This is a genomic window from Amaricoccus tamworthensis (genome assembly GCF_049800875.1).
Taxonomy (GTDB): domain Bacteria; phylum Pseudomonadota; class Alphaproteobacteria; order Rhodobacterales; family Rhodobacteraceae; genus Amaricoccus; species Amaricoccus tamworthensis.
Map to the genome: position 1 here is coordinate 1 of NZ_JBNAFV010000015.1, position 24,101 is coordinate 24,101.

Here is a 24,101-nt window from a genome sequence, read left to right on the forward strand (position 1 = left end):
CCTGTCTATCGTGAATGTGGTATGCCTGGGACCGGCGGCGAGCCCGTGCGTCGGCCTGGGGGGATTGACCCCGGCCATGGGATTGGGCCGCCGCCGGTTGGTCTGACCAGCCTGAACAGTTGCATGTGCCGCATGAGCACGAAGACATGGACAGGAACCCAGGATGACACGGATCTTTGTTGGCGTCGACCTTTCGAAGGACTGGCTCGACATTTTCGACCCGCGCCGCGGCAACATCCGCCGTGCGAACACCCCGGCAGGGGTGAAACGCTTTCTGTCGGAACTCGACCGCGGAGACATGGTGGTCTTCGAGGCCACGAGCGGCTGCGACGGGCTTCTGCTGCGCTCCGCCCTGGGGGCGGGAATTCCCTTCCACAGGGTCAACCCGCTGCACGCCTGGCACTTCGCCCGCTCGCTCAACCTCCCAAAAACCGACCGTGTTGACGCCCGCATGCTGGCGCGGATGGGGGCGGAACGCGCGTTTGGGCCCTCTCCGGTTTTCCTGCCCGAACGGGCGGAACTGGCGGAGCTCTCCGGACGCAGGGACCAGCTCAAACGCATGGAAACGCAGGAAAGAAACCGGCTTGCCAAAGCCTCCACCGCCGCGATCCGCGCCGACATCACGGCCTCTCTCAGGGCGATCGCCCGTCGCATTCGCAAAATCGAGGCCGCCATCGACGCCTTCGTCGCCGCACACCCGCGTCTTGCGAGGCAGCTCGACCTGCTCGAGACCGTGCCCGGCATCGCGCGGGTGACCTCCGTCACGCTCCTGTCGCACATGCCCGAGCTGGGCACGCTCGACCGCCACACGGTCGCCTCACTGGGAGGCCTCGCACCACGGGCGCGGGAAAGTGGACGCTGGCGTGGACAACGGTTCACCGGCGACGGCAGGCGACAGATCCGGCGCGGGCTCTACATGGCAGCGGTCAGCGCCATGAGCCACCGCAGGCTTTGCCCGGCTTTCGTGGAACGCCTGCGCGCGAAGGGAAAGCCGGGCAAGGTGATCGCCGTGGCCGTCGCCCGAAAGCTGCTCACCATCGCCAACGCCGTCCTGCGCGACCAGAAACCCTGGCAGCCCGCCACCTGACACCACGCTCAAACGATACAGTTGCCAATGGGCCGGACCGACGCAGGCACGGCGGGGTTCCACCCCTTGATTCCGTGCCGGGGGCATAGCAGCGCCATTTCACCCCACCCCCCCCCAACAATTTCATTGGTAAAGTGTTAATCACGTACGGGTATGCTCCGGCCCGCAACCGTGACCGCCGCCCCTGCCAGGGCCCCAGGTCCCTGCAAAACCCAATCGAGAAATCAGTTCATTAGTGCGGCCAGGCGTCAGGCACGGTCGCGGGAGATCATTTGCATGTTCGGAATAAACACAGGTGTGGACGTGGGGCTGACGGTCCGAAGGGGCATCCGGGACACGGAGCTGCCCGAGCCGGAGCCCACCCCGGACACGGAAATCCGGATCGACGGTGAACGGTTGCTGATCGACGGCGAAACAGTGGAGCTCGACCAATGACACTCAACTTCCGAACAGGCGACTTCGAGACCTGGACCGACCCGAGGCAGAAAACCTGGGCCGACACCATCGGCTCATATCTCGGCGCCCAGGACCGGGGCAGCATCTCCACCCACGCCGCCTATGTGGAGACCGCCTCCACCGGTCTGACCGAGACCACCCCCGCCAACCTGCGCACCGGCCTCTCCACCGCCACCGCCCCCGGCGGCGGCTTCGTGGAGGAGCTGGAAATCCAGGTCACCGGCACCGCCGGCGAGCGTTTCGTCACATCAACCCAGACGTCCAAAGTGGCGGGCCTGGGCACCGACCCCTGGGAGGCCGCCCTGGTGGCGGACGACGGCACCGCCTTTTTCGACACCGTGCTCGGCCATGACGGCTCCACCCGCATCGACCTGCGCCACCCGCTGACTGCCGACTTTACCGGTGTGATCTCCGCCAAATACGCCGAGGCCAACAGCCAGCATCTCACCCGCAACGGCACGATTGCCTATGCCGCGCACCTGGCCCGGCAGTCCGCTACCGAATGCTGTCTCGGCGGCACGCTCGACGGGGTCTGGAGCCTGCGCAACGGCATCTATTTCGAGGATGTCTGGACAAAAAACCCCGCGCTTGAAGCCTATGGCGTCTCCAACAGCGCGTCGCCCCCGGTGCAGTCCGGTCTGAAATCCGCCTCCGCCCGCAACCTGATCGAAAGCTCCGACGGCCTGCCCGCCCGCACCTCCGGCCTCAACCGGATGGGCGTGACCATCGGCACCCACGCGGCCGGCCATGGCGCCATCGCCACCCTGCGCACCAAGGCCGAGGACGCCTGCATCGAGTTCTGGACCGGCGCCTACCGCCCCGGCATCGCACTGAAGGACGTGGCCATCACCGTGGTCGCCAAAGCCAACGGCGTCGAGATCTACCGCACCACCACCGACCACATCCTCAAACGCCACGCCTTCCTCACCCACGCCACCGACACCGTTACCATCGAGATCACCAACACCGATGGCGGCATCTACCACATCGCCGTCGCGGAACTCACCGCCCGCCAGATCGCCCATGTCGGCAAGCTCTTCCCGCGCGGCGCCAAAATCGCCACCTTCGGCGACAGCTGGTTCGACCAGTTCGACGGCCTCTTCGCCAAAACCCTCGCCACCGCCACCGGCTGCCGGGTCGAGAACCACGCCAAAGGTGGCATGACGACTGAGTACGCCGTCGCCTGGTTCAACGATCTGATCCGCGGCCGCGGCTACCAGGCCTGCGTGATCCATTTCTTCATCAACGACCGCAACCGCGTCGGCGGCACCTTCACCGACCCCGATGGAAACGAGGTTGAGACCTGGCCCGATGGCCTCTCCCTCGACCAGTCCCGCGATCTCTGGGTCGCCAACATCAACAAGCTCGTGGCCCTCTGCCAGGCCGATGGCATCCGCCCCATCATCATGAAACCCGGCGGCACCGCGTCCAACTCCCAGACCGCAACTCTCGCCAAATGGGTGCCGTACATCGACCGTTCCCACCCGGTGGACTGGGTGGCGACCGAGGCCGAACTGCTCGACCACACCTCCTTCGTGAACACCCGCGGCAAGTTCACCGGCGCAAGCTGCGCCATCGGCCAGGGCGTGGTCTTTGCCGCTGGACGGAACCCGGAGGACGGTTGGAAGAACCCCATGAATGACGCCCTGCTCCCCCTCCAGGGACTGGCCTTCGCATCTGAAAAATTCAAGGCGGCAAACAGCCTGACAATCGGCCTCGACACGAACGGCGACGGCATGTCGGACGGTCTCGGCATCGTCGGCTGGGGCACCACGGAAACCAACGGCGAAACCTACGAGGCCAGCATCGTCGACGGCCGCCAGCGCTACGTCTCGAACTTCACCTCCGGCAATTCCGGCGGCAAACGCCTGAAATACCACATCCCCCTGACGGAGGGCGGGCAGTATTTCGCGCTCATCCATGTCGTGAACGGCACCCCCTACCGCAACATGGAGGCGCTCAGCACCATCACCGGATCGGGCACCGAGACCTTCGGATACGACACCCTCGACGCCACCGGCTCCGGCGTGTTCTTCCACCGCGCCACGGCAGGTCACGACGGCAGCTTCGGCTGGTATTTCGGCGCGGGCCGCACAAATGATGAATCCCACGCATTTGAATTAACCAATAAGTCGGGCGTCTATGATTTGACGGCCCTGGCGCAGGACTGCCCCAACATTAAAGGCATGTCCGACGACCAGATCGCGGCATTGATCATCTCGATGCAGTAAACCCCACCCCAGGGCGCCGGGCCTTCCCCGGCGTCCACATCCGGAGGACGCTTGTGAAGGCGCTTTTTGGCAACCTGGTCTTCGCCGTCCTCGCCCAGATCCTTGGCCGCGGCAGCCTTGTGCTCGCGAGCCTCATCCTCGCCGGAGGTCTCAGCGTTTCGGACTTCGCGGGCTACGCCAATTTCCACCTCACCGTGAACATGCTCGCCACCTGCGCGGCCCTTGGCATCTCCGTCACCGCCGCCCGGGCCTTCGCCACGGAAACCGACAATCAAAGCCGCGGGGACATCGCCACCCTCTGGCAGATCTCCGCCCTCTCCGCGCTCGCCGCCGCCCTCCTGATTCTCCTCGTCCCCCGCTGGCTCGGCGGCGAAGGCCCCACCGTCCCCACACTATATTACGCGTCCGCTGTGGCGATCATCGTCATGGGTATCGTCCCCCAGGGCGGCATCGCGGGGCTTGCGGCCTTTCGCGGCGCATTCCTCGCGAGCCTCGCCGCCGCCGCCATCACCATCGCCGGGGCCGTCACCGCCCGCCTCACCGGCTCGATTGAGACCGCCATCCTGACCTTCATCGCCGCGGTCAGCGTCCGGGTCGCGGGCGAGACCCTCACGATCCTGCGCCGCACCGGCCCGCCCCGTTTCACACCGCTTCACCGCAGCCTCCCCGCGCTGCACCGCGTGCTCTCCATGATCGGCCCCATGGCCCTCGTCTCGGTCCTCGCCGCCTCCGGGGCCTGGCTCGCGGGCCAGATCATCCTGCGCACCACCGGCGAGGCGCAGTTCGCAGCCTATGCCATCGGCGTGCAGTGGTACGGGCTCGGCCTCTTCCTGCCATCGGTCCTGTCAAAAGTCATCTTCTCCCGCCAGGTCGCCGCCGCCACGGGCGGCACCGCCTCCCCCAGGATCCTCAACCACGGCATCCTCGCCGCCCTCGCGGCCAGCCTTAGCTTTGCCTGCCTCGGCCTCATCGCGGAGCCCTGGCTCACCCGCCTCTACGGCCCCGCCTTCGCGGGCAGCCCCTGGATGATCGCGGGGTTCCTGCTCGCCGCCGTGCCCTTTTCCGTCGCCAACATCATCGGCAACGAGATCGTCGCACGACGGCTGCAAAAACGCTGGCTCCTGTTTTCGCTGATCTGGCTCGCAATTCTCTGCGCCACCACCTGGGTGCTAAGCCCGCTTGGCTACATTGCCGCCGCCATCGGCTTCGGCCTCGCGGGAACGGCGCTGTCCGGTTTGGGATTTGTTCAGATTCACGTGCAAAGAAACAATTTATGAAAAGTTGGATCTACAGCGCCATCCTGCCGCTCTTTGCCATCCTGCCCGCCACCAGGTTTTTCGGCGTGAAGCGGGCCCTGTTGCGCTGCGCCGGGGCCGACATTGCAGCGGAGGTCAAACTGGTCTCCTCGGTCCGCGTCTATCTCGGCGGCAAACTGACCATCGGAAAGGGAAGCTGGATCGGCCACCAGACCCTGATCGTCGGCGGAAAATCGGATGTGACGATAGGCGAGGAGGTCGACATCGCCCCCCGCGTCCTGATGGCCACGGGCCACCACGAGATCGCCACATCCGGCCGCAAAGCCGCAGGCCCAGGCTATTCGCTTCCCGTCAAAATCGGTGACGGCTGCTGGATCGGGGCCAACGCCACCATACTCGGCGGCAGCACGATCGGAGACGCCAGCATCGTTGCCGCAAACGCGATGGTCAAAGGCGACTTCCCCGCCAAATCCCTGATCGGCGGATGCCCGGCCCGCGTCATCCGCTCCCTCGCCTGATGCGGCCCTGAGAGCGGCGGACCCGGACAAGCCATGGACAGGATGGAGCGCTACACCCTCGCCTTCGCGGTCACCGTGACCGTCCTGCGCCTGTCCTCCACCCCCGGTGCCGCGCTGGCATACTTGGCACTCGCCGCCTTCTCCCTGCTCGGCACCCGCCAGGCGCTCCAGGCCCTCGCCCTGCTCTGGCTTCAGGCCATGCTCAGCCCTGGCCTCGCGCCGGAGGTTCCCAGCGCCCTGCGCTACGTGGTCCTGTTCCCCGCCTCCGCCTCGATCATTCTGCGCTCGGGCCTTGCGCTCAAACCCCTGCCCGCGGCCACGCTGCTGATGGGCCTGTTCCTCGTGATGCACTCGCTGGTGTTCAGCACCATGCCCGAGGTCTCGCTGCTCAAGGCGGGCGTCTGGACCCTCGTCACCTTTGCCATCCTCTCCGGCTGGTCCAACCTCCCCCCGGAGGCCGCCGACCGCCTCTCGCTCCAGATTTTGGCCGGTCTCGCCCTCATCCTGCTCGTCAGCCTGCCCCTCGTCGCCTCGCCCTTGGGCTACCTGCGCAATGGCACCGGCTTTCAGGGCATTCTCAAACACCCGCAGTATTTCGGCCCCATGGTCGCCATCCTCGGCGTCTGGTCCCTGACCCGCTACCTCTCCGGCCAGGGACGCCCCTGGCTCAACGCGCTCCTCGGCCCGCTCTGCATGACCGCCATCGTGCTCAGCGAATCCCGCACCGCCGGTCTCGCCTTTCTGCTCGGTCTGGCCCTCGGCCTCGGCGTCCTGCCCTTCTACCGCCGCACCCCGCTCAAACGCCTTGCCCCGGCCATCACCGCCTGGACAACCTGGGTGCCCGTGGTCGCGGCCCTGGCTCTCGCCGTGGTGTTCCTGCCCAACATCGTCGACGCCACCGAACATTTCCTCACCAAATCCGGCCGCTCCAGCGCCGACAACCTGCTGGAAGCCTATGACAGCTCCCGCGGCGCGCTGATCGACCGGATGCTCCACAACATCCGCCTGCATTTCCCCTTCGGCATCGGTTTCGGTGTTGCCTCCGACCCCAGCGACCTTATCGTCATCCGCGACCCGTTCTTCGGTCTGCCCGTCAGTTCCTCCGTCGAAAAGGGCGTCATCTATCTCGCCATCATCGAGGAAACCGGCCTGATGGGTGTCCTGCTCGCCATTGGCTGGATCGTCCTGCTGATCCGCAAATCGGCCGATGGCGGCCTCGTTGTCTTCTCCGTCACTGTCATGGCGCTCCTCCTGAACCTCGGTGAAGCCGTGCTGTTCTCCCCCGGCGGGTTCGGCCTTCTGCCCCTCCTGCTCTATGGATGGACCCACGCCACCGGCGTCAATGCGGGGACTTCGCGATGACCCACGAAATCTGGTTCTGGCAGCGCATCATCTCCCCCCACATGGCCGGCCTCGCCGCCGCCCTGGCCGCCCGTGGCAATGCCGTGCGCTATGTCGCGGAACACCCCATGTCCGCCCGCCGCGCCGCCCAGGGCTGGACCCCGCCCTCCACCGGCGGCGCGAAGCTCGAGTTCGCCCCCACACCCGAAGCCGCCCGCAGCCTCGCCGCCAGCGCCCCGCCCCACGCCGTCCATATCTGCGAGGGCCTGCGCAAAAACGGCACCGTCGCCGAAGCCCAGGCCGAATTCGCCCGCCGTCGCGCCCGCTGGTACGTTTTCATGGAAACCGTCGAGGATTATGGCCGCACCGGCCCCCTCAAACGCGCCCTCTACGGCCGTCTGGTACGCCGGGCCACGCGCCAGGGCGTCGAGGGCTGGCTCGCCACCGGCCACACCACCCCCGCCTGGCTCACCGCCCGCGGCGCCAACCCGGCCACCGTTCACCCCTTCGCCTATTTCCTTGCTCCGGTTTCAACCAGCCCGCCCGGCGGCACCGCCGGGCAGCGCCGACCTCCCCCATGGGAGGCGCTATCGCACCCCCCGAGGTCAACGCCACCCTCCGTGAATGAACGTGACCGTACCGACCCATTCCACTTCCTCTTCGCCGGCCAGCTCATCCCCCGCAAGGACCCGCTCCTGCTCATCGAAGCCTTCTCCCGCCTGCCCCGCGACGCGGCCCGACTCACCCTCATCGGCACCGGTCTCCTCGCCGACGAAATCCGCAAACGCGCCCAGGGCCTGAACATCGACCTCCCCGGCCAGCTCCCAATGGAAGCCACCCGCGCCGCGATGGCCCAGGCCGACCGCCTGATCCTGCCCAGCCGCCACGACGGCTGGGGCGCGGTCGTCTCCGAGGCCCTGATCTCCGGCACGCCCGTCATCTGCTCCGACCGCTGCGGCTCCGCAGGCGTGGCACAGGCCAGCGGTTACGGCCGGATCTTCCCCGCCGGAGACCCCGCCGCCCTCACCACTGCCATGGAAACCGCGATCGCCGCCGGCAAACCCCACCCCGACACCCGCGCGGCCCTCGCCTCCTGGGCCCAGTGCCTCACCGCCGGGACCGGAGCCGCCCATCTCGACCGCATCCTGACCTCCCGCTCCTCCCACGCGCTCCGCCCCCCCTGGCAGTCCGCTGCCCCAAAAATTCGCGCAACGGCTTAATCCTCCCACACGAATCACCACCCGCGCAAAAAATTTTCCCACCGAAAATTTCCAGCACCCGGCCCCCGGCACCCCACCTGGCGCACCAAATCCCCACACCAGCACCCATGCCACCCCCACGCCAGACCGCCAGCCTCCACCTCGGCAGCGACCCCCAGGCCACCCCCGGGAATTGCTCCAAAAGATTGTGGAAAATTTTCCTCAAACCGCAGGATATTGCGCGCCACCCGCCAAACCACGCCCCAAAGCGCATCCGCGGGCACCACCGCCAAACCCCGCCCCCACAGGCTTTCGCCCCCTCAATCCAAAGCCGAATTCCCAACCGCGACCCAAAAACCACGGTCCCGAAAGCCACGATCAACTTAAGGTAAAGTACCTTCGCGACGTTTCACCCAAAATTAACAATCGGTGTTCTACACCACCCCCGTGAGTAACCAATACCGCAACCGAGTGCCGGCTTGTTTTCGGCACCTGACTATCCGAACAGGAGCCTGTCTAAATGACAATTACAGTTAGCACTACGCTTGACATGGAAGGCGATGCCTCAAAAACGCTCGTCATCACTTCGGACAACGGGCCGATCGCGAACTTCCTGATCACTGACCAGGGCGCAAAAGGCGTTGTCACCTATGTTGAGGACAGTGCCACACAGATCACCATCACCTACACGCCAGACGAGGAAGAGTCCGGCTCCGACGAGTTCGGCTTCCACATCGAGGACGGCGACGGTGCTGACCCTCAGACTATTGATGTCACCAACATCGACACCCTTTCCGAAAACGTCGCACCGGTTGTCGAAGACTACTATTTTGACGCCAACGATGGCGGTGACACCGACACCAGCGGCACCATCGCCTGGGAAGACATCATCGACGCGGTTGCTTCGGACGAGAACTACTCCGACGACAACACGAACCTGATCGTCAACATCATCGGCTCCGCGCCGGACGGGTTCACGCTCACCAATGACGAAGTAAACCGCGAACTGAACTGGTCCCGCGACTCCGGTACGGACACGGACTTCTCGTTCAGCTTCAACATCGAGGATGACGAAGGTCTCACCAGCGAAACCGCAACCTTCACCATCGACCAGATCGGCGGCGACATCGCAAACGCCGACCCGGTAGGCGAAGACGACACCATCTCCATCGAGGGTGCATCCACGGCAACCCTGGACGTTCTGGCAAACGACACGGACGCAAACCTCAACGACGACCTGGCGATCACCGCCAAAACGGATGGTTCCAAAGGCACCGTTGAAATCGCTGAAGACGGCCTGTCGATCATCTACACCGCGAACGAAGGTGAAACCGGCTCCGACGTCGTCACCTACACCGTCTCCGACGGCACCGCTACGGACACCGCAACCGTCATCATCACCGACATCGGTGCTGTATCGAACGTTGCACCGACCGCAGCTGACGACACGCTGGACCTCGGAAACGGCCTGACCGGTACCGTGGACGTTCTCGACAACGACTCCGACCCGGACATCGAGGATACGATCACCATCCTGAGCTACAGCCAGGGTGAAATCGGCTCGGTTTCCATGAACGAGGACGGCGACCTGGTCTACACCGTCAACGACGGCGAGTACGGCTCGGACGAATTCACCTACACCATCACTGACGGTTCCGGTGGTTCCGCGACGGCAACTGTTGCTGTTTCCAACATCAGCGACGTACCGGAAACCGCTCCTGAAGCGGCTGACGACTACATCTCTGTTGAGGGTGACGACGGCACGGCAGGTATCGACATCGACTTCGCCGACCTGCTCGCAAATGACACCGACGCCAACAGCGACGTTCTGTCCGTAACCTTCGGCTTCCAGCCGATGTACGGCAACCTCGTCTATGATGACGTCAACAGCAAGTTCGTCTACACCTCCGAAGCGACCGGCACCGATGAGGAAGGTGATCCGATCTACGCTGAGGAAGACAGCTTCGAGTACACCATCTCGGACGGCAATGGCGGCACCTCCTCCGCCATGGTTTACCTCTCCGACATCAACGTTGAAACCGAATACGCTCCGGTTGGTGTTGATGACACGGCATCCGTTGCTGGTCTCGACTCCGTCGACATCGAGGTTCTCGCCAACGATACCGACGCCGACAACGAGGATGACCTCGAGGTTCAGGTCTACACCCAGGGCGAAAAAGGCACCGTTACCGACGATGGCAACGGCGTCCTGACCTACACCCCGGATGAGGGCGAAACCGGTGAGGACAGCTTTGTCTACCAGGTTATCGACGGCGACGGTCTTGTCAGCACCGCGACGGTTACCATCACCGGCATCGGTGACCCGGCAACCATCACCGACGGTGTTGGAACCGAAGCCAACGACATCATGGAAGGCGCCACCGGTGCTGACTCCATGGACGGTGGCGCCGGCGACGACGAAATGTCGGCCGCTGGTGGCAACGACACCGTTCGCGGTGACGAGGGCAACGACGACATGCGCGGCGGCAACGGCGACGACAAGGTCTACGGCGGCGACGGCGACGACCTCATGCGCGGTGGCAACGGCAACGACAAGGTTCGTGGTAACCTCGGCGATGACCGGATCTACGGCAACAACGGCAACGACAAGCTCTATGGCGGTGCCGGTGAGGACAGCCTGATCGGTGGTAAGGACAACGACAAGATGTGGGGCGGCGACGACGCTGACACCTTCATGTTCAAAGGGTCCGACCTCGACGGCATGAACCGTATCCACGACTTCGAAGTTGGTTCGGACAAAATCCAGATCGGCAACGATGTCAGCATGGGCGACCTGACCATGAAGGACAAGGACTACGGCGTCAAAATCATGTGGGGCGACGGCGATGCCGGTGTACGTCTCGACGACGTCATGGCTGCCGATCTGTCGGCCAGCGACTTCCTCTTCAGCTAAACCCACCGGGCGCGCTCCGCGCCCGAAGGTTACCAAAAACACGGCGCCGCCCCTCCCCGGGGGCGGCGTTTTCCGTTTGCCGCGTCCGAATCCCCTTCCCTTTCCTCCCCCAAAATCCGATAAGCGCGCCATGAACCATGTCCTGCGATCCCAGGTTACCGCGCTCGCCGCCGTTTTGATTATTGCGGTGTCCGGTGTCCTGTTCGCAAAACACATGGCCCCCGATGCCGCGACCGCCGATCCCGCCTACCAGGAAATGATGGCCTGGGGCATTGGCGCGTCGGATTACTGCGGCGATCTGCCCGGCGACGGGGACCATCACTGTCCCTTCTGCCGCCTTCTGGCCGATCCACCGCAGGTCAAGGCGCCCGAGGGTGCGCAGATTGTCGCCTTTGACATCACCTGGTCGCTGTTTCACGACCAGTTTCGGCCATTTGCCCGCCAGTTCCGCCCCGATGCGGCCCGCGCACCACCGGTTTTGAGCTAAACCGGCGCAATCCGCGCCATTTTTCCGACTTTTTCCGGGCGACAGGACAATCCCCGCCCCCAATTCGCGCAAAAAGCGGCCGTTCCGCCTGCGCAAACCACTGGAAATACCATGCTCAAACACTCCCTGACCGTCTTCGGCATCCTTCTCGCAGGCTCCGCCAGCGCCCATTCCACCCTCAAACAGAAGCTCGCGACTGTCGGCACGACCTCCAAACTGGTCATGCGCGTGCCCCATGGCTGCGACGGCGAGGCCAGCCACACGGTTCGCATCGCCCTGCCCGAGGGCTTTTACGCCGCCAAACCCATGCCCAAACCCGGCTGGGACCTTGAGGTCGTGACCGGCGCCTATGAGACGCCCTACAATAATCACGGCACTGAAATGACCGAAGGCGTCCGCGAGATCATCTGGTCCAACGGCAACCTGCCGGACGAATTCTACGACGAGTTTGTCTTCCGCGGCGCCGTCGGCCCCAATGTCGATGCGGGCTCCGTGATGTTCTTCCCCACGGTTCAGGAATGCGCCAATGGCGTCGCCGACTGGACCGACACCTCCGGGAGCCATGACGTGCCCAATCCCGCGCCCAATCTGACCGTTGTGGCCGCCGAGGGCGACATGGATCACGACCATGGTGCCCATGACGCCCATGCGGACGCGTCAATGGCCGGCCCGATCGAGGTCACCGGCGGCTTTTCCCGCGCCACCTTGCCCAACGCACCGGTCGGTGGCGGCTTCATGACCATCACCAACACCGGGACCGAGGACGACACCCTCATCGCCGCCACCTCCCCCGTCTCCGGCATCACCGAGATCCACGAGATGAAGATGGATGGTGACGTGATGAAAATGCGTGAGCTGGAAAACGGCCTGACCATCCCCGCCGGTGAGACCGTTGAACTCAAACCGGGCGGGTTCCATATCATGTTCATGGACCTGAACACCCCGCTTGAGGAAGGCGAAACCGTCAACGTGACCCTGACCTTTGAGAAGGCGGGCGATGTCGACATTCCGCTCGCCATTGGCGCGATCAATGCTGACGGCGGCCACGACCACCATGGCGGGGGCCATTCCCACAGCCACTGACCCGAAGGAACACGGATACAATGAACCTCAAACTGCTCCGGAACATCCTGTGGGGCGTCTGCGCCATCGCGGCCCTCGTGGTGGTGTGGTTCCAGGTCATTGCGCCACAGATGCGCAGTGACCTCGCCGACACGTTTGGCCATGGCGACTACCAGCTCGTGACCACGGACGGAGAGCCCTTCACCGAAGCCTCACTGGAGGGCGCGCCCTCGGCCGTGTTCTTCGGCTTCACCCACTGCCCCGATGTCTGTCCCACCACACTGGGCGACATCCTGACCTGGCAGGAGGAACTGGGCCCCGACAGCGAGGAACTCAACGTGTTCTTCGTCACCGTCGACCCCGAGCGGGATACGCAGGAAATCCTGGGCGACTATGTCTCCTGGGTGCCCGGCGTGACCGGCGTCACCGGCAGCCAAGAGGAGATCAGCAAGGCCATCCGCGCCTTCCGCGTCTACGCCAAGCGCGTGCCGCTCGACAATGGCAGCTACACGATGGACCATTCTGCCGCCGTGCTGCTCTTCGACGAGAACGGCTCCATGTTTGAACCCATCGGCTACGGCGAGGGCACCGACCGCGCCGTCGCCAAACTCAAACGCCTGATCGGCAGCTGACAGCGGCCCCCTGCCCGGCCCCAAAGCCGGGCAGAACCAACTCCCCATCCGGCAGCCGTGCCTGCGGCGGACCGGGGGCCGACGCGCCAAACACCCGTGCGTCGCGATTTTATGGCGTCGGGTACCCCTTCCCTCCGAACTAAGAGCAAACTTCAAAGGTGCGGCGGCCCGCCGGTCCGGTCCGCCGCAGGCACGGCGGGGTTTCACCCCTCTGTTCCGTGCCCCCCCCCCCGAAAAAACCAAACGCGCACGCAGCCCGGGAACCCATCCCCCACTCCCGCGTTTGGCCTGCATGACCAGGCCTGAACACCACCCGTCCCGATGATCGAAGCACTGTCCCTCCCGTGGATTGCGGTGCTGTTCCTTGCATCCGCCCTCGTCATCGGCGTGTGCGGCACCGTCATGACCGACCTGGCCGACCGCCTGGCCGACCGCACGGGCCTGGGCGAAGCCATCGTGGGTGGCCTCATCCTCGGCGCCGCCACCTCGCTTTCAGGCACCGTGGTATCGATCACCTCGGCTCTCGACGGCCAGGCCTCGCTCGCGTTTTCCAATTCCATCGGCGGAATTGCGGCCCAAACGGCGTTTTTGGCCCTTGCGGACGTGGCTTTCCGCCGCGCCAACCTTGAACATGCGGCCGCCGAGGCCACCAACATCATCCAAGGGATCGTCCTGATCTTCCTGCTGATGCTGCCGCTCGCGGCTCTCGTCACCCCGGAAATGTCGCTTTTCGCGATCCACCCGGTCTCCTTCCTCATCCCGGCGGTGTATATCGCAAGCCTCTTCGTCAGCCGCGCGGTGCGTGAGGAACCCATGTGGCAGCCGGTCGAAACCGACGAGACCCGCACGGACTCACCGGATGAGGAGGACGAGCAGACCGCTCAAAAATCCACCCTGCGCCTCTTCGCGGAATTCGCCGGTCTCATGGCCATCATGGGCGTCGCGGGCTTTGTCATCGCCCGCACGGGCTCGGCCATCATCACCCAGGTGGGCCTCTCGGCCTCACTCGTCGGCGCGCTCATGACCGCCGTGGCGACCTCCCTGCCCGAGCTGGTCACGACACTTGCCGCCGTCCGGCGCGGCGCGCTGCAACTCGCGGTTGGCGGTATCATCGGCGGCAACACCTTCGACACCCTGTTCCTCACCGCGGCGGACGTCTCCTACCGTGACGGGTCACTCTACCACGCGGCCAACATGCAGGACTATTTCTGGGTCGTCACATCCGCCCTGATGACCGCCACCCTGCTCGGCGGCCTGGTGGTCCGCGAGCGCCACGGACCCGGCGGCATCGGCTTTGACAGCCTCCTGCTGCTCATCATCTATGGCGGGGCCATCGCCATCCAGATCTTCGCCCTGTAACCGCTCCGGACCTAACCGCCGCACGCCTTGATGGCATCCCGGTGCGCCCGGCCAATATCATTGGTCCGCGAAATCGTGCTGCCCTCAATACCACGCGCCGCGGCAACCTCCTGGCTGGCGGCGGTCCAGGCCTCGGACCGCCCCTCCCCTGCCGCCATGCGCGTCATGTACGTCGCGCCAATCGCCTCATAGAGACCGTAATCCTCATCCCCAACCTCAGCCAGCAGCCGCTCCGAGGCACAGGCACACACCGCCTCATCATCACGCTCCCGACACATGTCAGACACGCCATCCGCAAGTGCCATCCCCGGCAACAGCATCACCGCAACACCGGCACCCGCAATCCAAGTCACTACGCTCATCATATCACTCCCCTTACCGTGTCATTGTCAGGGGGGCCGTGGCCGCGAAGGCGTGCCCGTCCTGCTTCCCCTTAAACTTCAGCCACCCGGTGGCACGTTCGGCGGTTTCAAACTTCAGCACCACCGTCATGACCATACTGCCATCTACGGGTTCCGGTGCATCAGCCTCCTCACAGGTCCCTCCCTTGACAATTGCTGCTGCGAACTTTCCTTCGACCCCCATGGTTCTGGTGCCAAACAGGCTGTCCGATGTATCCCCCATGACGTCCTCGCCCAAAACGGCCTGCGGGACGCAGAACGTGGCGTGCGAGCCGTCTCCCGTCGCTATGCCGACCGAATACATGGCTTCCTGATTTACCGTTTCCCTCTCCTCATGTCCCGCGAAGCTGTAGGCAGTGGACCCGACCAGTGTGGGAAGCGTCTCCGTGTCGCACATGGTCGCGGTGTCCATGAACCCGTCCGCCTCTTCCGCATTGATGGTCTCCATCACCATCCGTGCGGCGGTGCCCTCCACCGGCAGCATCAGGAGTTCCTGGCGCGGCGACCCGCCCGCCATGCGAACGGCGTGCAAATCCCCATCGAGCGACAGGTCCATCGCCTGGGCCGGGTGTGGCGGCAACGGGATCACAAGCCCCGGCCCCGCCACGGCCACCCCGGCTCCCTGGCTGATGCTCCACGACCCGGTAATGCCGCCGAGGATCGCGGGTGACAGGATACCGCACAGGTGGCGGTCCTGTTCCGTCTGCGCTTTTGCGTTGATTGTGGTGGCCAGGAATGCGACCGTTGAGGCCAGTAAAATTCGTTGCAAATTTTTGCCGAATACGCAGCGCCCGGCCCCGAAAAACAATTCTTTTCCGTTCATTTCCTTTTCCTCCCGTAGTTACGGATAATTCCGTATTTTAAATTTTGTCGCCAAACGGCGCTTTAATGAAGAATATTACTCAAAACCGCCGCGACCCCTTCCCCATGGACCCGGCCCTTCCCCGCGGGGAAGGTCACCGCCCCCGGTCCAGGCTGTCGAGCAGGTCCCGCACCGCCTGCTCCAGGCGGCGCCGCTCCACCGCCGTGAAGTCCCGGTCCATCCGCACCTCCAGGCGCCCCGCCGCTGCGACGCATTTAGCGCGCCCCTGAGGGCGGTCAATCTGGAAGGTGGTCTTGGCCCGTCCGCCAGGCGTAGAGGCCTTCACGGGCTTGCTGAGAGCCTCTGAGGGCGCACCACTGCCCGCGTACCGTCTCAGCACGTCAATTTCGTCCTTGATCGAGCGATTATCCCAGCCTTTCAGCTCCTGGCGGATCGCCGTGGCCACCCCCTCGACCTCCTCCATTCGCGACACCAGGCTCAGCCCCAGGGCCCGCGGGATCTCGGCCGGGTAGTTCAGATCCTCTCCGAGCACCGAGACCAGCTTGATAAACTGACGGATATAGCTCCGCTTCTGGTATCCCGCCGACTGAAACAGCACCGCGACCGCCCGGTCCGGGTCGTTTTCCTCCGTATGCGGGTCCGCCGCGTAGTTCAGGGCCAGTTGCGCCATCTCCGCAAACGAGATGTCCTTGCGCACCAGGTTCTCATCGACCATCTGCCGGTAGAGCCCTTCCAGGTTCCCACCCTGCGGCACCATGCCCGCCGGAATTTTACCCCAGGCTTCCGCGTCCCCCGTCTCATCGAGCAGCGCCTTAAACGCCGACACCCGCCGGTATCCCTGGATCAGCTCATATGTCCCGTCCGGCAGCGCTTCGACCCGGATCGGGTTCGACAGCCCAATCGCCCGGATCGACGCAACCAGTTCCGCCAGTTCAAAATCATCCCCCTTGGCCCGGTCCCGGACCAGTTTATGGGTCGCGATTTTGTCCAGTGGCACCAGGTCGGTGATGAGCCCCAGCTTTTTCAGCCGCACATGCTCCCGCGCCAGGCTGTCATTTTCCTCCCGGATTTTGGCCGCGGCCTCCTGCCGCTCACGCACGCTCTGGGCCGTCTCACTGATCGCCGTCGCCATTGGCCCCCGTCGTGCGGGCCTGGCCTCTTTCGCAGGTTTCGGCTCCTCCACCGGCTTCCCCGCATCCTCTTTCTTCCCCGCGGGGAAGGTTTCCGGGGAACCCTCCTCCGGCATGTCGATATCGAATATGCGGCGTTTCCGGCTCATTTCGTCACCTCAATCTTTTCCCAGGCCTCCGCCACCGAGCCCTTGAATTCCACATAGGCCCGGTCAAACGTCGCCCTTGCCCGCCGCCAGGTTTCCCGCGTCATGTCACGGTAATCGATCTCATAGACCGAACTCAAAAACCGTCCCGACTGCTCCACCGCGCGGGTCATCTCAATCGGGTGTTCCGCGACCCGATCACCGAACACCTTCTTGAACGCCTCGAACATGGCCCGGTGCAGCTCATTACCAGGCTCATACCGCGTCATCAGAAACTTGATATCACAAAACGCCTTCGGCAGCCCAATCTTCCCCGCGGGGAAGTTTTCGTCAAACCCGTGACTCAGATCCTCCAGCGCCTCCGACAGCTGACCAATGAACGAGGTCGTCGAGTCATACTCCCAGTATCCAGGCCCGGACGGGATATAGAGCATGTCCGCAGCAAACACCGCATTCATCGACTGGTAGCCAATCGCCGGCGGGCAGTCGAAAATGATCAGGTCATAGGCATCATCCGGCAGAGCATCCAGGTACCGCGACACCGCACCGAAAAACGACCATTCCGGGTTCAGATGCCGGTACTGCGCCGAGGCAAACTCAACGAAGGCCGCATTGGCACAGGACGGCACAATATCGATCGTCGACCAGGCCGTGGTCTTGATGAAGTCACTGACCCGCAACACGTCGAGACCCATATCCCGGATCGACGCCGGAATACGCCGCCGGGGCAGGGTGGTGCCGCTTTCCGCCCCCTCGACCTCCGCGTTCATCCTGTCGGTCTCCCGCACCAGGTCCCGCGCCATGATCCCCCAGACCGTATGGTCCTCCGCCACATCCGTCAGGCCCATCGAATGGCTCAGCGTGGCCTGCGGGTCGAAATCCACAACCAGCACCCGGTACCCGTCCAGCGCCGCCGCATGCGCCAGGTGCAGCGCCACCGTCGACTTGCCCGCACCCCCCTTGAAGTTCGCAATCGCCGCACGCAGCGCCCGCTTGCCCGCCGGCCGGTGCGGCATCAGCGTCTTGCGGTTGATCTTCATCCGCCGACGCAGGTCATTGATCTCATCGAGACTGAACCACCTCTGCCGCCCGTCCGGCTCAACTTCCCCGCCGGGAAGGTTCGGGTCCGCCGCCAGCCGCCCGCGGAAGGTCGACTGGTTGATCTGGAAGATCAGTTCCGACACCTCCCAGCTCGAGAACCTGCGCAGCGTCTTCTCCAGCTCCGGGCTGAAAGTCTGCCGCCGGATCCAGCTCTGCATCTTGAGGGATTGGGCCTGAAGTTCGGCCAGGTCCTCATGGGTGTACATGGGCGCTCCATCAATTTGGACGTAAATTACCTGTTAACCGGAAAATACGCGGAATTTGCACCAATTGCAAAACCCAAGTTACACTAAACCTCAGGTTTTCCGGTTTTAACGAACCCCATGAAAAACCAGGAGAAATCCGGAGGCAGAACCCCGGGTGATTCGGGGACACAGGCCGGACAAACCCTCCGCCAGCCCCAGGGGAGGGGCGGATATATAGGGGGACAGTTTGAAGGGCCCCACCACCGATAGGGTGACAAAAGTCAAATTTGGGGTGACATACAGAACGTCCCCCATTACCAATATTACCAGTTTTCTTTCCCTGATTGGGACACGATCACCTGGCGAACGGCACCCCGGCCAACAAGATGCTTGACAGAATCGTGGTTGAGGACGCTAATGGCCTCAACTTCTGGAAGAGCGTTGGCAAAGCGACCACCAGACAAAAATTACGGGGACGCAAATGTTCCCGGTGATCGAGGTTAAGGGGCGCATGTGTCCCGGCAGTAAGGAGCAACGAGGTTGCTTGTCCCAAAAGCGGTCGGTCCGAACGCGGCCGCCCGGAAATATGACATACTCTCGGCCCTCTCGGCCCATGCCCTGTCCCGTGACAAACACAGACAGCGCCAGATCCTGCGACTCATCTCCCTGATCACCACCCGATACAACTGGCAGAGGAACGAACTGTCCATGGGCCAGGCGGAGATCGCCCGCCTGTGGTCGGTGGACCAGCGCACGGTGAAACGGGAGATGACCCGCTTCCGCGAGATCGGCTGGCTGCGGGTCAAAAGGGCAGGGGCGCGGGGCCGGGTGACGGTCCACGAACTTGACCTCGGGCGGATCGTCATGGACACCCAGGAAAGCTGGCACAGCATCGGCCCGGACTTCGTGGCCCGCATGTCACCGGACGAGCCCGCACCGGAGCCGTCCAGCGTCGTGCCGTTCCAGCGCCAGCCAACGGGCGGTGCGCCCGAACCGGATGGCAGCCTGTGGGGTCACGTGCGGTGCCGGCTCCATGCGAGTGACCCCGCGACCTGGTCGGCCTGGTTCGCCGGGCTTGACGACATGGGCCGAACCGGCGATGTGCAGTGCCTGCAGGCGCCATCGCAGTTCCACGCGACCTATGTCACGAACCATTACGCGGAGCGGCTGACCGCCGTGCTGCGGAGTTTTGATCCGACGGTTACCGGGGTGCGGGTGACGGGGAAATAGGCGGGTTATTGGACGCGACAGCCCTGGTCATGGGGCGGCGGTTAAAGTCGCAAAAATCCATAAAAGCGCCGTGAGGCGGTTTTATGGCGTCGAAGTATGGTCCCGAACCATCTTCAGCGCAGCAGTTCCTCCTCGAACGGAAACCGGGACAGCACCTCCATGCCGGTGTCGGTCATCAGGACCTGCTGTTCCAGTTTGACGCCCTCGCCACCATCCTCCGCGCCAATGAAACTCTCCACGCAGAGGGTCATGCCAGGCTCGATCACGCCGTCATAGCCCGCATCGGGGAAGTCGCCGTGATGGTAGAGATAGGGGTATTCCCCGGTCATGCCGCAGCCATGGGCCGAGAGGTAATAGCGGTTGGCGTAATACTTGTCCGGTATGTCCCAGGCGGCGTCGGCGTAGTCGCGGAACGTCATGCCGGGGCGCAGGATACCCATATTGTGGTGAACCTGCTCATAAGCGACCTTGTAGAGTTCCCGCTGCACATCCGTGGGCCGGTCGGGGCCGGAATGGAAGGTCCGCGAAAAGTCGGAATAGTAACCGTGACAGCCCACCACATCCGTATCGAGCGCGATCAGCTCGTTGGGGCCTATAATATTGTCGGAGGTTTCCTGGAACCAGGGGTTGGTCCGCTCACCGGCATTGAGCAGGCGGGTTTCGACATAGTCACCGTTTTGCGCGATCACGGACTGGTGGAGCACCGACCAGAGCTGCGCCTCGGTGATGCCGGGCCGGATTGCGGCACGAAGTTTCGCGACGGCAATCTCGGTGGCCCGCAGCGAGGCGTTGACGCATTTCATCTCCTCGGTGGATTTGATGGCGCGGGCCATTTCGACCGGTTCCTGGGCATCGACGATACGCAGGTCCTGACCGGAAAGGGCAATGGCCGACCCGGCGTTCAGACGCTCCAGCCCCACCGTTGCACCACGCCCGACCAGCCCGTGGATCAGATCGGCGGTCTCCGCGGCCCAGGCCTTTTCGCGCGCGGCAATGTCGGGACCGGCGGCAACGAAGCTGGCGGTTTTGGCCTGGCGCACCTCGTCGATGGTCTCCAGAGCATCGGCCAGATGGGCGCAGCCGGTGAACTCGAACAGGATCGAGCGGTCGGCGGTCAGAAGCAGATAGCGGGACGGCGTGTTGCGCTGGCTGAAGACCTGCATGTTGCGGGCACCGGTGGCGTAGCGGATGTTGACCGGGTCGGACAGGGTAACGGCGGCGATGTCGCGCCGGGCCATTTCCGTCCGCACGCGGCCCAGACGGTGGGCGCGGACGGTGACGAGGTCGATCCCCTCATCCTCCGGCGCGCGGTCGAGCAGCGCGAGGGCTGCCAGATCCGTGCGTTCCGCGTGCCAGTCGAGTTCCGCCATGTTTCCCCCATCCGATGTGTCCAGGCCCTGGATAGCCGGTCGGACGCCGCCGGGACATGTCCAAAAGCGGCATCCCCGGCGGCTTTGCGGCAGGCGAAAGGTGGGTCATCCGCCGGCCAGTGACAGCTCGAAGAAATCCTCCGGGTCGTCGACCTCCTCAAGTTTCCCGTCGAAGATCCACCAGAAGCGGTTGGCGACCCCGCGCACGAAACTGCGGTCATGGGAGACGAACAGCGCGGTGGCGTCCGGGTCGTCCAGTTCCGCCTCCAGCGCCTCCTGGCCGTCAATGTCCAGGTGGTTGGTCGGCTCATCAAGCAGGTACAGCCCCGGCGAGGTCAGGCGCAGGACCAGCATGGCAAGGCGCGACTTCTGCCCGCCCGAAAGGGCCGACATTTTCGCGTCCTGCACCCCGATTTCAAACCCCGCACCCACCAGCAGCGACCGCGCCCGTTTGTCGCCCACATCGAACCGCGACGTGATCGCCTCCAGCGGTGAGGCCGCGTCGTCGAGATGGGTCATGCCCTGGTCCGCATGGCCCACCACAATCGAGGGGTTGGCGCGAATGCCCGGCACGTCGGCGCTGAGCGAGCGGTGGACCATCGAGATCAGGTGCGACTTGCCCGTGCCGTTGGAACCCATAACCACGATGCGGTCGCCCCGGTTGATCCAGAGCCTGGCCGTCGAAAACAGCCGCCGCCCGTCGGCAGTGGTCACGTCCACGCCGTCGATGGTCACCAGCGCCTTCGCGTGCGACGCGGTGTTGGCAAGCCGGATCGACCCGGCGGAGCGTTCGGTATGGGCGGGCCTTGCGGCCTCCTCCAGCCGGTCGGCGCGTTCGCGGAGCTGTTTGGTCTTGGTGATCAGCAGGTCCGAGCCGGAATTGACGCCGATGTTTTTCAGCTTTGCGGCCTGGCGGCGCAGTTGCTCGGCCTGCTTCATGTCGTTCTCAAACCGTCGTGCCTCGGCCGCGTCCCGTTCGGACAGGGCGGCGCGGGCCGGAGTAAACGGCAGTGGGAACAGCACCGAGCCGGTCTGGCGCAGGAACAGCGTGCGGTTGGTGACCGCATCGAGAAACGCCCGGTCATGGCTTGCCACCAGCACCGGCACGGACCGCGCGGCGGTGCGCAGCCATTCCTGAAGAAATCCGATACGGCCCAGGTCGAGATGGTTGGTCGGCTCATCGAGCAGCAGCACATCCGGCTCCGTCACCCAGACCCGCGCGAGCAGGGCCACCCTCTGCCAGCCGCCGCTCAGGTCATGGAGCGGCCGGTGGCGCAGGTCGGCGGGTACCTCGAGATCGTCGAGCACGATATCCACCCGCCAGCTCTCATTTTCGGCCGCGTCCGCGGAGAGCGCATCAAGTACGGCGTCATAAATGGGCAGGGCGCGTACATGCTCCGGCGCGTGCTGCTCCACATGGCCCAGGGTCAGGCCGCGGGATGTGGTGATCTCACCGGCTGAGGGTTCGAGGTCTCCGGCGAGGCAGCGCAGCAGGGTTGACTTGCCCGCGCCGTTAGTGGCCACGAGGCCCATGCGGTCGCCACGGTTGAGGGTGAAACTGAGCCCGGAGAAGAGCGGGGTGCCAAGGGTTACGCCGAGGTCTTTGACATTGATAAGGGACATGATCCGATCCTGAATGGTCATGCGCCGTGACGGGTCACGGGCGCGGAAAATCCGGGCGGATCAGGGATCAGTGCCTAAATGTACTGTATTCCAGGATCAGCCCTGCAAACGTGTCTGCAGGGCACAAACGGGACCACGGGTTCGGTCATGGTATCTTTTCCGATGCATGTGGTCCTCCTTTCCTGGGAGGGCCAATAGACCGGGCGGGGGCTTTCAGTCAAGCAAAACCGCATGGGCCCCCGCTCAGACCACGGTGGCGCGGGCGTTGGGGTTGAGGAAATAGCCGTCGAAGATCGGGCCGGTCGCGGCGCCCATGGCCTTGGCGTCGACGCCGATGGTGCCCTCGCGGATGGCGGGCAGGATCAGGCCGCGGCGGTCGCGGTTTTCAATGTGGTGGCGGACGGCGGCGACGATGCGCGCGCGGACCGACGCGGGGAACGAGCCGTCGATGAACACCGCCTCGAAATCCACCACGGAGCAGATCGAGAGGGAGGCGCTGGCCAGCTCGCCCCCCAACTGGTCGATCCAGGGGTCGAGATGTTCGCCCATGCCCGACCAGTCGCCGTGTTCCGCGCAAAGCCGTTCGGCGTCGAGACCCGCGGCCGCGAGGCGCTGTTCCAGGAGGAGGATGGAGGCGGTGTCGATCAGGGTGGCGGGCCGGCCCTCGCGGTCGAGGGTGCGCAGCGAGCCGAAGGCGCCGGCATTGCCCTGGTTGCCCTCGTGGACCGCGTGGTTGAGGACGATGCCGCCGCCGATGAAGGTGCCCACATGGAAATAGGCGTAGTCGCGGTATTCCCGGCCGCGGCCATAGATGTGTTCGGCGCGGCAGGCGGCGGTGGCGTCGTTGACGATGCTCACCGGCAGGTCGGAGAAACGGGCGACTTCCGCGGGGAAATCCGTGTTGCGCCAGGCCTCGATCCGGGCGGCGGGGGCGCCCATTTTCTCGTACCACTGCCAGAGGTCATGAGGCGCGGCGATGCCGATGCCCGCCACGCGGCGCCGCTGGTCCGCGGTCAGGGAGGCGGTGACCTCAGTCATGGCGGTGTCGAGGAATTCCAGGATCGCGCCGGGTTCGGGGTAGCGGTAGCGTATGATGCGCCGGTCGCGGATGGTGCCAACGAAATCGAGCAGGACCACCTCGGAATTGCGGCGGCCGATCTTGAGCCCGATGGAAAACACGCCGTCCGGGGCCAGTGCCATGGGGGTGGAAGGTTTGCCCACGCGGCCCTTCACCGGGGAGCCGGGGATCAGAATGCCGTCGGTCTCCAGCTTGCGGATGATCACGGAGGCGGTTTGGGTTGAGAGGCCGGAAATGCGGGCCAGCTCACTGCGCGGCATGCCGCCATACCGCTGGATCATCGACAGCAGCAGGCGTTCATTGAGGTAGCGCAGCTCCTTCTGGTTGAGACCGGACCGGAGCGGGCTGACCTTGTTTTGTTTTCTTTCGGTGCTCACTGGCGTTATCTCCCACCGGAACGGTAGTCGGCAATAATTAATCAGTCAGGTTTACTTATTAATTGACACAGGCCTGAGAATCGTTGTTAATAAGC

General features: G+C 64.4%; 21 protein-coding genes. 13 read left to right on the forward strand and 8 right to left on the reverse strand.

From position 1 onward, the window contains the following. Window positions 1-163: 163 nt before the first annotated feature. The 6 genes from ACP15P_RS18220 to ACP15P_RS18245 all read left to right on the forward strand — a co-directional run bounded on the left by ACP15P_RS18220 (window position 164) and on the right by ACP15P_RS18245 (window position 6,910). Entirely contained in the window at window positions 164-1,087 is a 924-nt protein-coding gene (locus ACP15P_RS18220) for an IS110 family RNA-guided transposase (protein ID WP_424928833.1), read from the forward strand. Window positions 1,088-1,363: 276 nt separating this feature from the next. Then, window positions 1,364-1,522: a hypothetical protein gene (locus ACP15P_RS18225; RefSeq protein ID WP_424929904.1), complete on the forward strand. Its 159-nt coding sequence runs from the start codon at window positions 1,364-1,366 to the stop codon at window positions 1,520-1,522. Further along, complete coding sequence (locus ACP15P_RS18230; RefSeq protein WP_424929905.1) at window positions 1,519-3,774, forward strand: hypothetical protein; 2,256 nt, start codon at window positions 1,519-1,521, stop codon at window positions 3,772-3,774. The genes ACP15P_RS18225 and ACP15P_RS18230 overlap by 4 nt, the downstream gene beginning before the upstream one ends. 53 nt (window positions 3,775-3,827) lie before the next feature. After that, window positions 3,828-5,051, forward strand: coding sequence for an MATE family efflux transporter (locus ACP15P_RS18235; RefSeq protein WP_424929906.1), 1,224 nt, complete (start codon window positions 3,828-3,830; stop codon window positions 5,049-5,051). After that, a complete protein-coding gene (locus ACP15P_RS18240) occupies window positions 5,048-5,548 on the forward strand; it encodes an acyltransferase (protein WP_424929907.1) in 501 nt (166 codons plus the stop codon). Before ACP15P_RS18235 ends, ACP15P_RS18240 begins: the two co-directional genes overlap by 4 nt. A gap of 33 nt (window positions 5,549-5,581) precedes the next feature. Beyond that, window positions 5,582-6,910, forward strand: a complete 1,329-nt coding sequence (locus ACP15P_RS18245) for a hypothetical protein (protein ID WP_424929908.1) — start codon at window positions 5,582-5,584, stop codon at window positions 6,908-6,910. Here the strand turns inward: ACP15P_RS18245 and ACP15P_RS18250 are convergent. Then, complete coding sequence (locus ACP15P_RS18250) at window positions 6,862-7,392, reverse strand: hypothetical protein (RefSeq protein WP_424929909.1); 531 nt, start codon at window positions 7,390-7,392, stop codon at window positions 6,862-6,864. The genes ACP15P_RS18245 and ACP15P_RS18250 overlap by 49 nt on opposite strands. Before the next feature lie 117 nt (window positions 7,393-7,509). Between ACP15P_RS18250 and ACP15P_RS18255 the strand changes: the two genes are divergently transcribed. The 6 genes from ACP15P_RS18255 to ACP15P_RS18280 all read left to right on the forward strand — a co-directional run bounded on the left by ACP15P_RS18255 (window position 7,510) and on the right by ACP15P_RS18280 (window position 14,542). Beyond that, window positions 7,510-8,109, forward strand: coding sequence for a glycosyltransferase family 4 protein (locus ACP15P_RS18255; RefSeq protein ID WP_424929910.1), 600 nt, complete (start codon window positions 7,510-7,512; stop codon window positions 8,107-8,109). Between the two features lie 499 nt (window positions 8,110-8,608). Then, entirely contained in the window at window positions 8,609-11,002 is a 2,394-nt protein-coding gene (locus tag ACP15P_RS18260; protein WP_424929911.1) for an Ig-like domain-containing protein, read from the forward strand. A gap of 130 nt (window positions 11,003-11,132) precedes the next feature. After that, on the forward strand, window positions 11,133-11,489 hold the full coding sequence (locus ACP15P_RS18265; RefSeq protein ID WP_424929913.1) for a hypothetical protein: 357 nt from the start codon (window positions 11,133-11,135) through the stop codon (window positions 11,487-11,489). A gap of 111 nt (window positions 11,490-11,600) precedes the next feature. After that, on the forward strand, window positions 11,601-12,572 hold the full coding sequence (locus tag ACP15P_RS18270; protein WP_424929914.1) for a copper chaperone PCu(A)C domain-containing protein: 972 nt from the start codon (window positions 11,601-11,603) through the stop codon (window positions 12,570-12,572). 20 nt (window positions 12,573-12,592) lie between these two features. Then, a complete protein-coding gene (locus ACP15P_RS18275) occupies window positions 12,593-13,183 on the forward strand; it encodes an SCO family protein (protein WP_424929915.1) in 591 nt (196 codons plus the stop codon). Window positions 13,184-13,504: 321 nt separating this feature from the next. After that, window positions 13,505-14,542 carry a sodium:calcium antiporter gene (locus ACP15P_RS18280; RefSeq protein ID WP_424929916.1) on the forward strand — a complete coding sequence of 346 codons (1,038 nt, stop codon included), beginning with the start codon at window positions 13,505-13,507 and terminating at the stop codon, window positions 14,540-14,542. 11 nt (window positions 14,543-14,553) lie between these two features. Here the strand turns inward: ACP15P_RS18280 and ACP15P_RS18285 are convergent, their stop codons facing one another. The 4 genes from ACP15P_RS18285 to ACP15P_RS18300 form a co-directional block, all read right to left on the reverse strand. Beyond that, on the reverse strand, window positions 14,554-14,904 hold the full coding sequence (locus ACP15P_RS18285; RefSeq protein WP_424929917.1) for a hypothetical protein: 351 nt from the start codon (window positions 14,902-14,904) through the stop codon (window positions 14,554-14,556). 13 nt (window positions 14,905-14,917) lie between these two features. Further along, window positions 14,918-15,766 carry a hypothetical protein gene (locus ACP15P_RS18290; RefSeq protein ID WP_424929918.1) on the reverse strand — a complete coding sequence of 283 codons (849 nt, stop codon included), beginning with the start codon at window positions 15,764-15,766 and terminating at the stop codon, window positions 14,918-14,920. Window positions 15,767-15,899: 133 nt separating this feature from the next. Next, window positions 15,900-17,045 (reverse strand): ParB/RepB/Spo0J family partition protein, encoded by a 1,146-nt coding sequence (locus ACP15P_RS18295; protein ID WP_424929919.1) that lies wholly within the window; start codon window positions 17,043-17,045, stop codon window positions 15,900-15,902. Further along, the gene (locus tag ACP15P_RS18300) at window positions 17,042-18,349 is read right to left on the reverse strand and encodes an AAA family ATPase (protein ID WP_424929920.1); all 1,308 of its coding nucleotides are present in this window, start codon (window positions 18,347-18,349) and stop codon (window positions 17,042-17,044) included. Before ACP15P_RS18300 ends, ACP15P_RS18295 begins: the two co-directional genes overlap by 4 nt. Window positions 18,350-18,868: 519 nt before the next feature. Here ACP15P_RS18300 and ACP15P_RS18305 point away from each other — a divergent pair. Further along, the gene (locus tag ACP15P_RS18305; protein ID WP_424929921.1) at window positions 18,869-19,558 is read left to right on the forward strand and encodes a hypothetical protein; all 690 of its coding nucleotides are present in this window, start codon (window positions 18,869-18,871) and stop codon (window positions 19,556-19,558) included. Window positions 19,559-19,671: 113 nt separating this feature from the next. On the opposite strand, the gene ACP15P_RS18310 is transcribed toward ACP15P_RS18305, so the two are convergent. The 3 genes from ACP15P_RS18310 to ACP15P_RS18320 all read right to left on the reverse strand — a co-directional run bounded on the left by ACP15P_RS18310 (window position 19,672) and on the right by ACP15P_RS18320 (window position 24,006). Then, window positions 19,672-20,928, reverse strand: coding sequence for a M24 family metallopeptidase (locus tag ACP15P_RS18310; protein WP_424929922.1), 1,257 nt, complete (start codon window positions 20,926-20,928; stop codon window positions 19,672-19,674). Window positions 20,929-21,033: 105 nt separating this feature from the next. Continuing rightward, window positions 21,034-22,551 carry an ABC-F family ATP-binding cassette domain-containing protein gene (locus ACP15P_RS18315; protein WP_424929923.1) on the reverse strand — a complete coding sequence of 506 codons (1,518 nt, stop codon included), beginning with the start codon at window positions 22,549-22,551 and terminating at the stop codon, window positions 21,034-21,036. 243 nt (window positions 22,552-22,794) lie between these two features. Then, window positions 22,795-24,006, reverse strand: a complete 1,212-nt coding sequence (locus tag ACP15P_RS18320) for an ROK family transcriptional regulator (RefSeq protein WP_424929924.1) — start codon at window positions 24,004-24,006, stop codon at window positions 22,795-22,797. Window positions 24,007-24,101 lie beyond the last annotated feature (95 nt).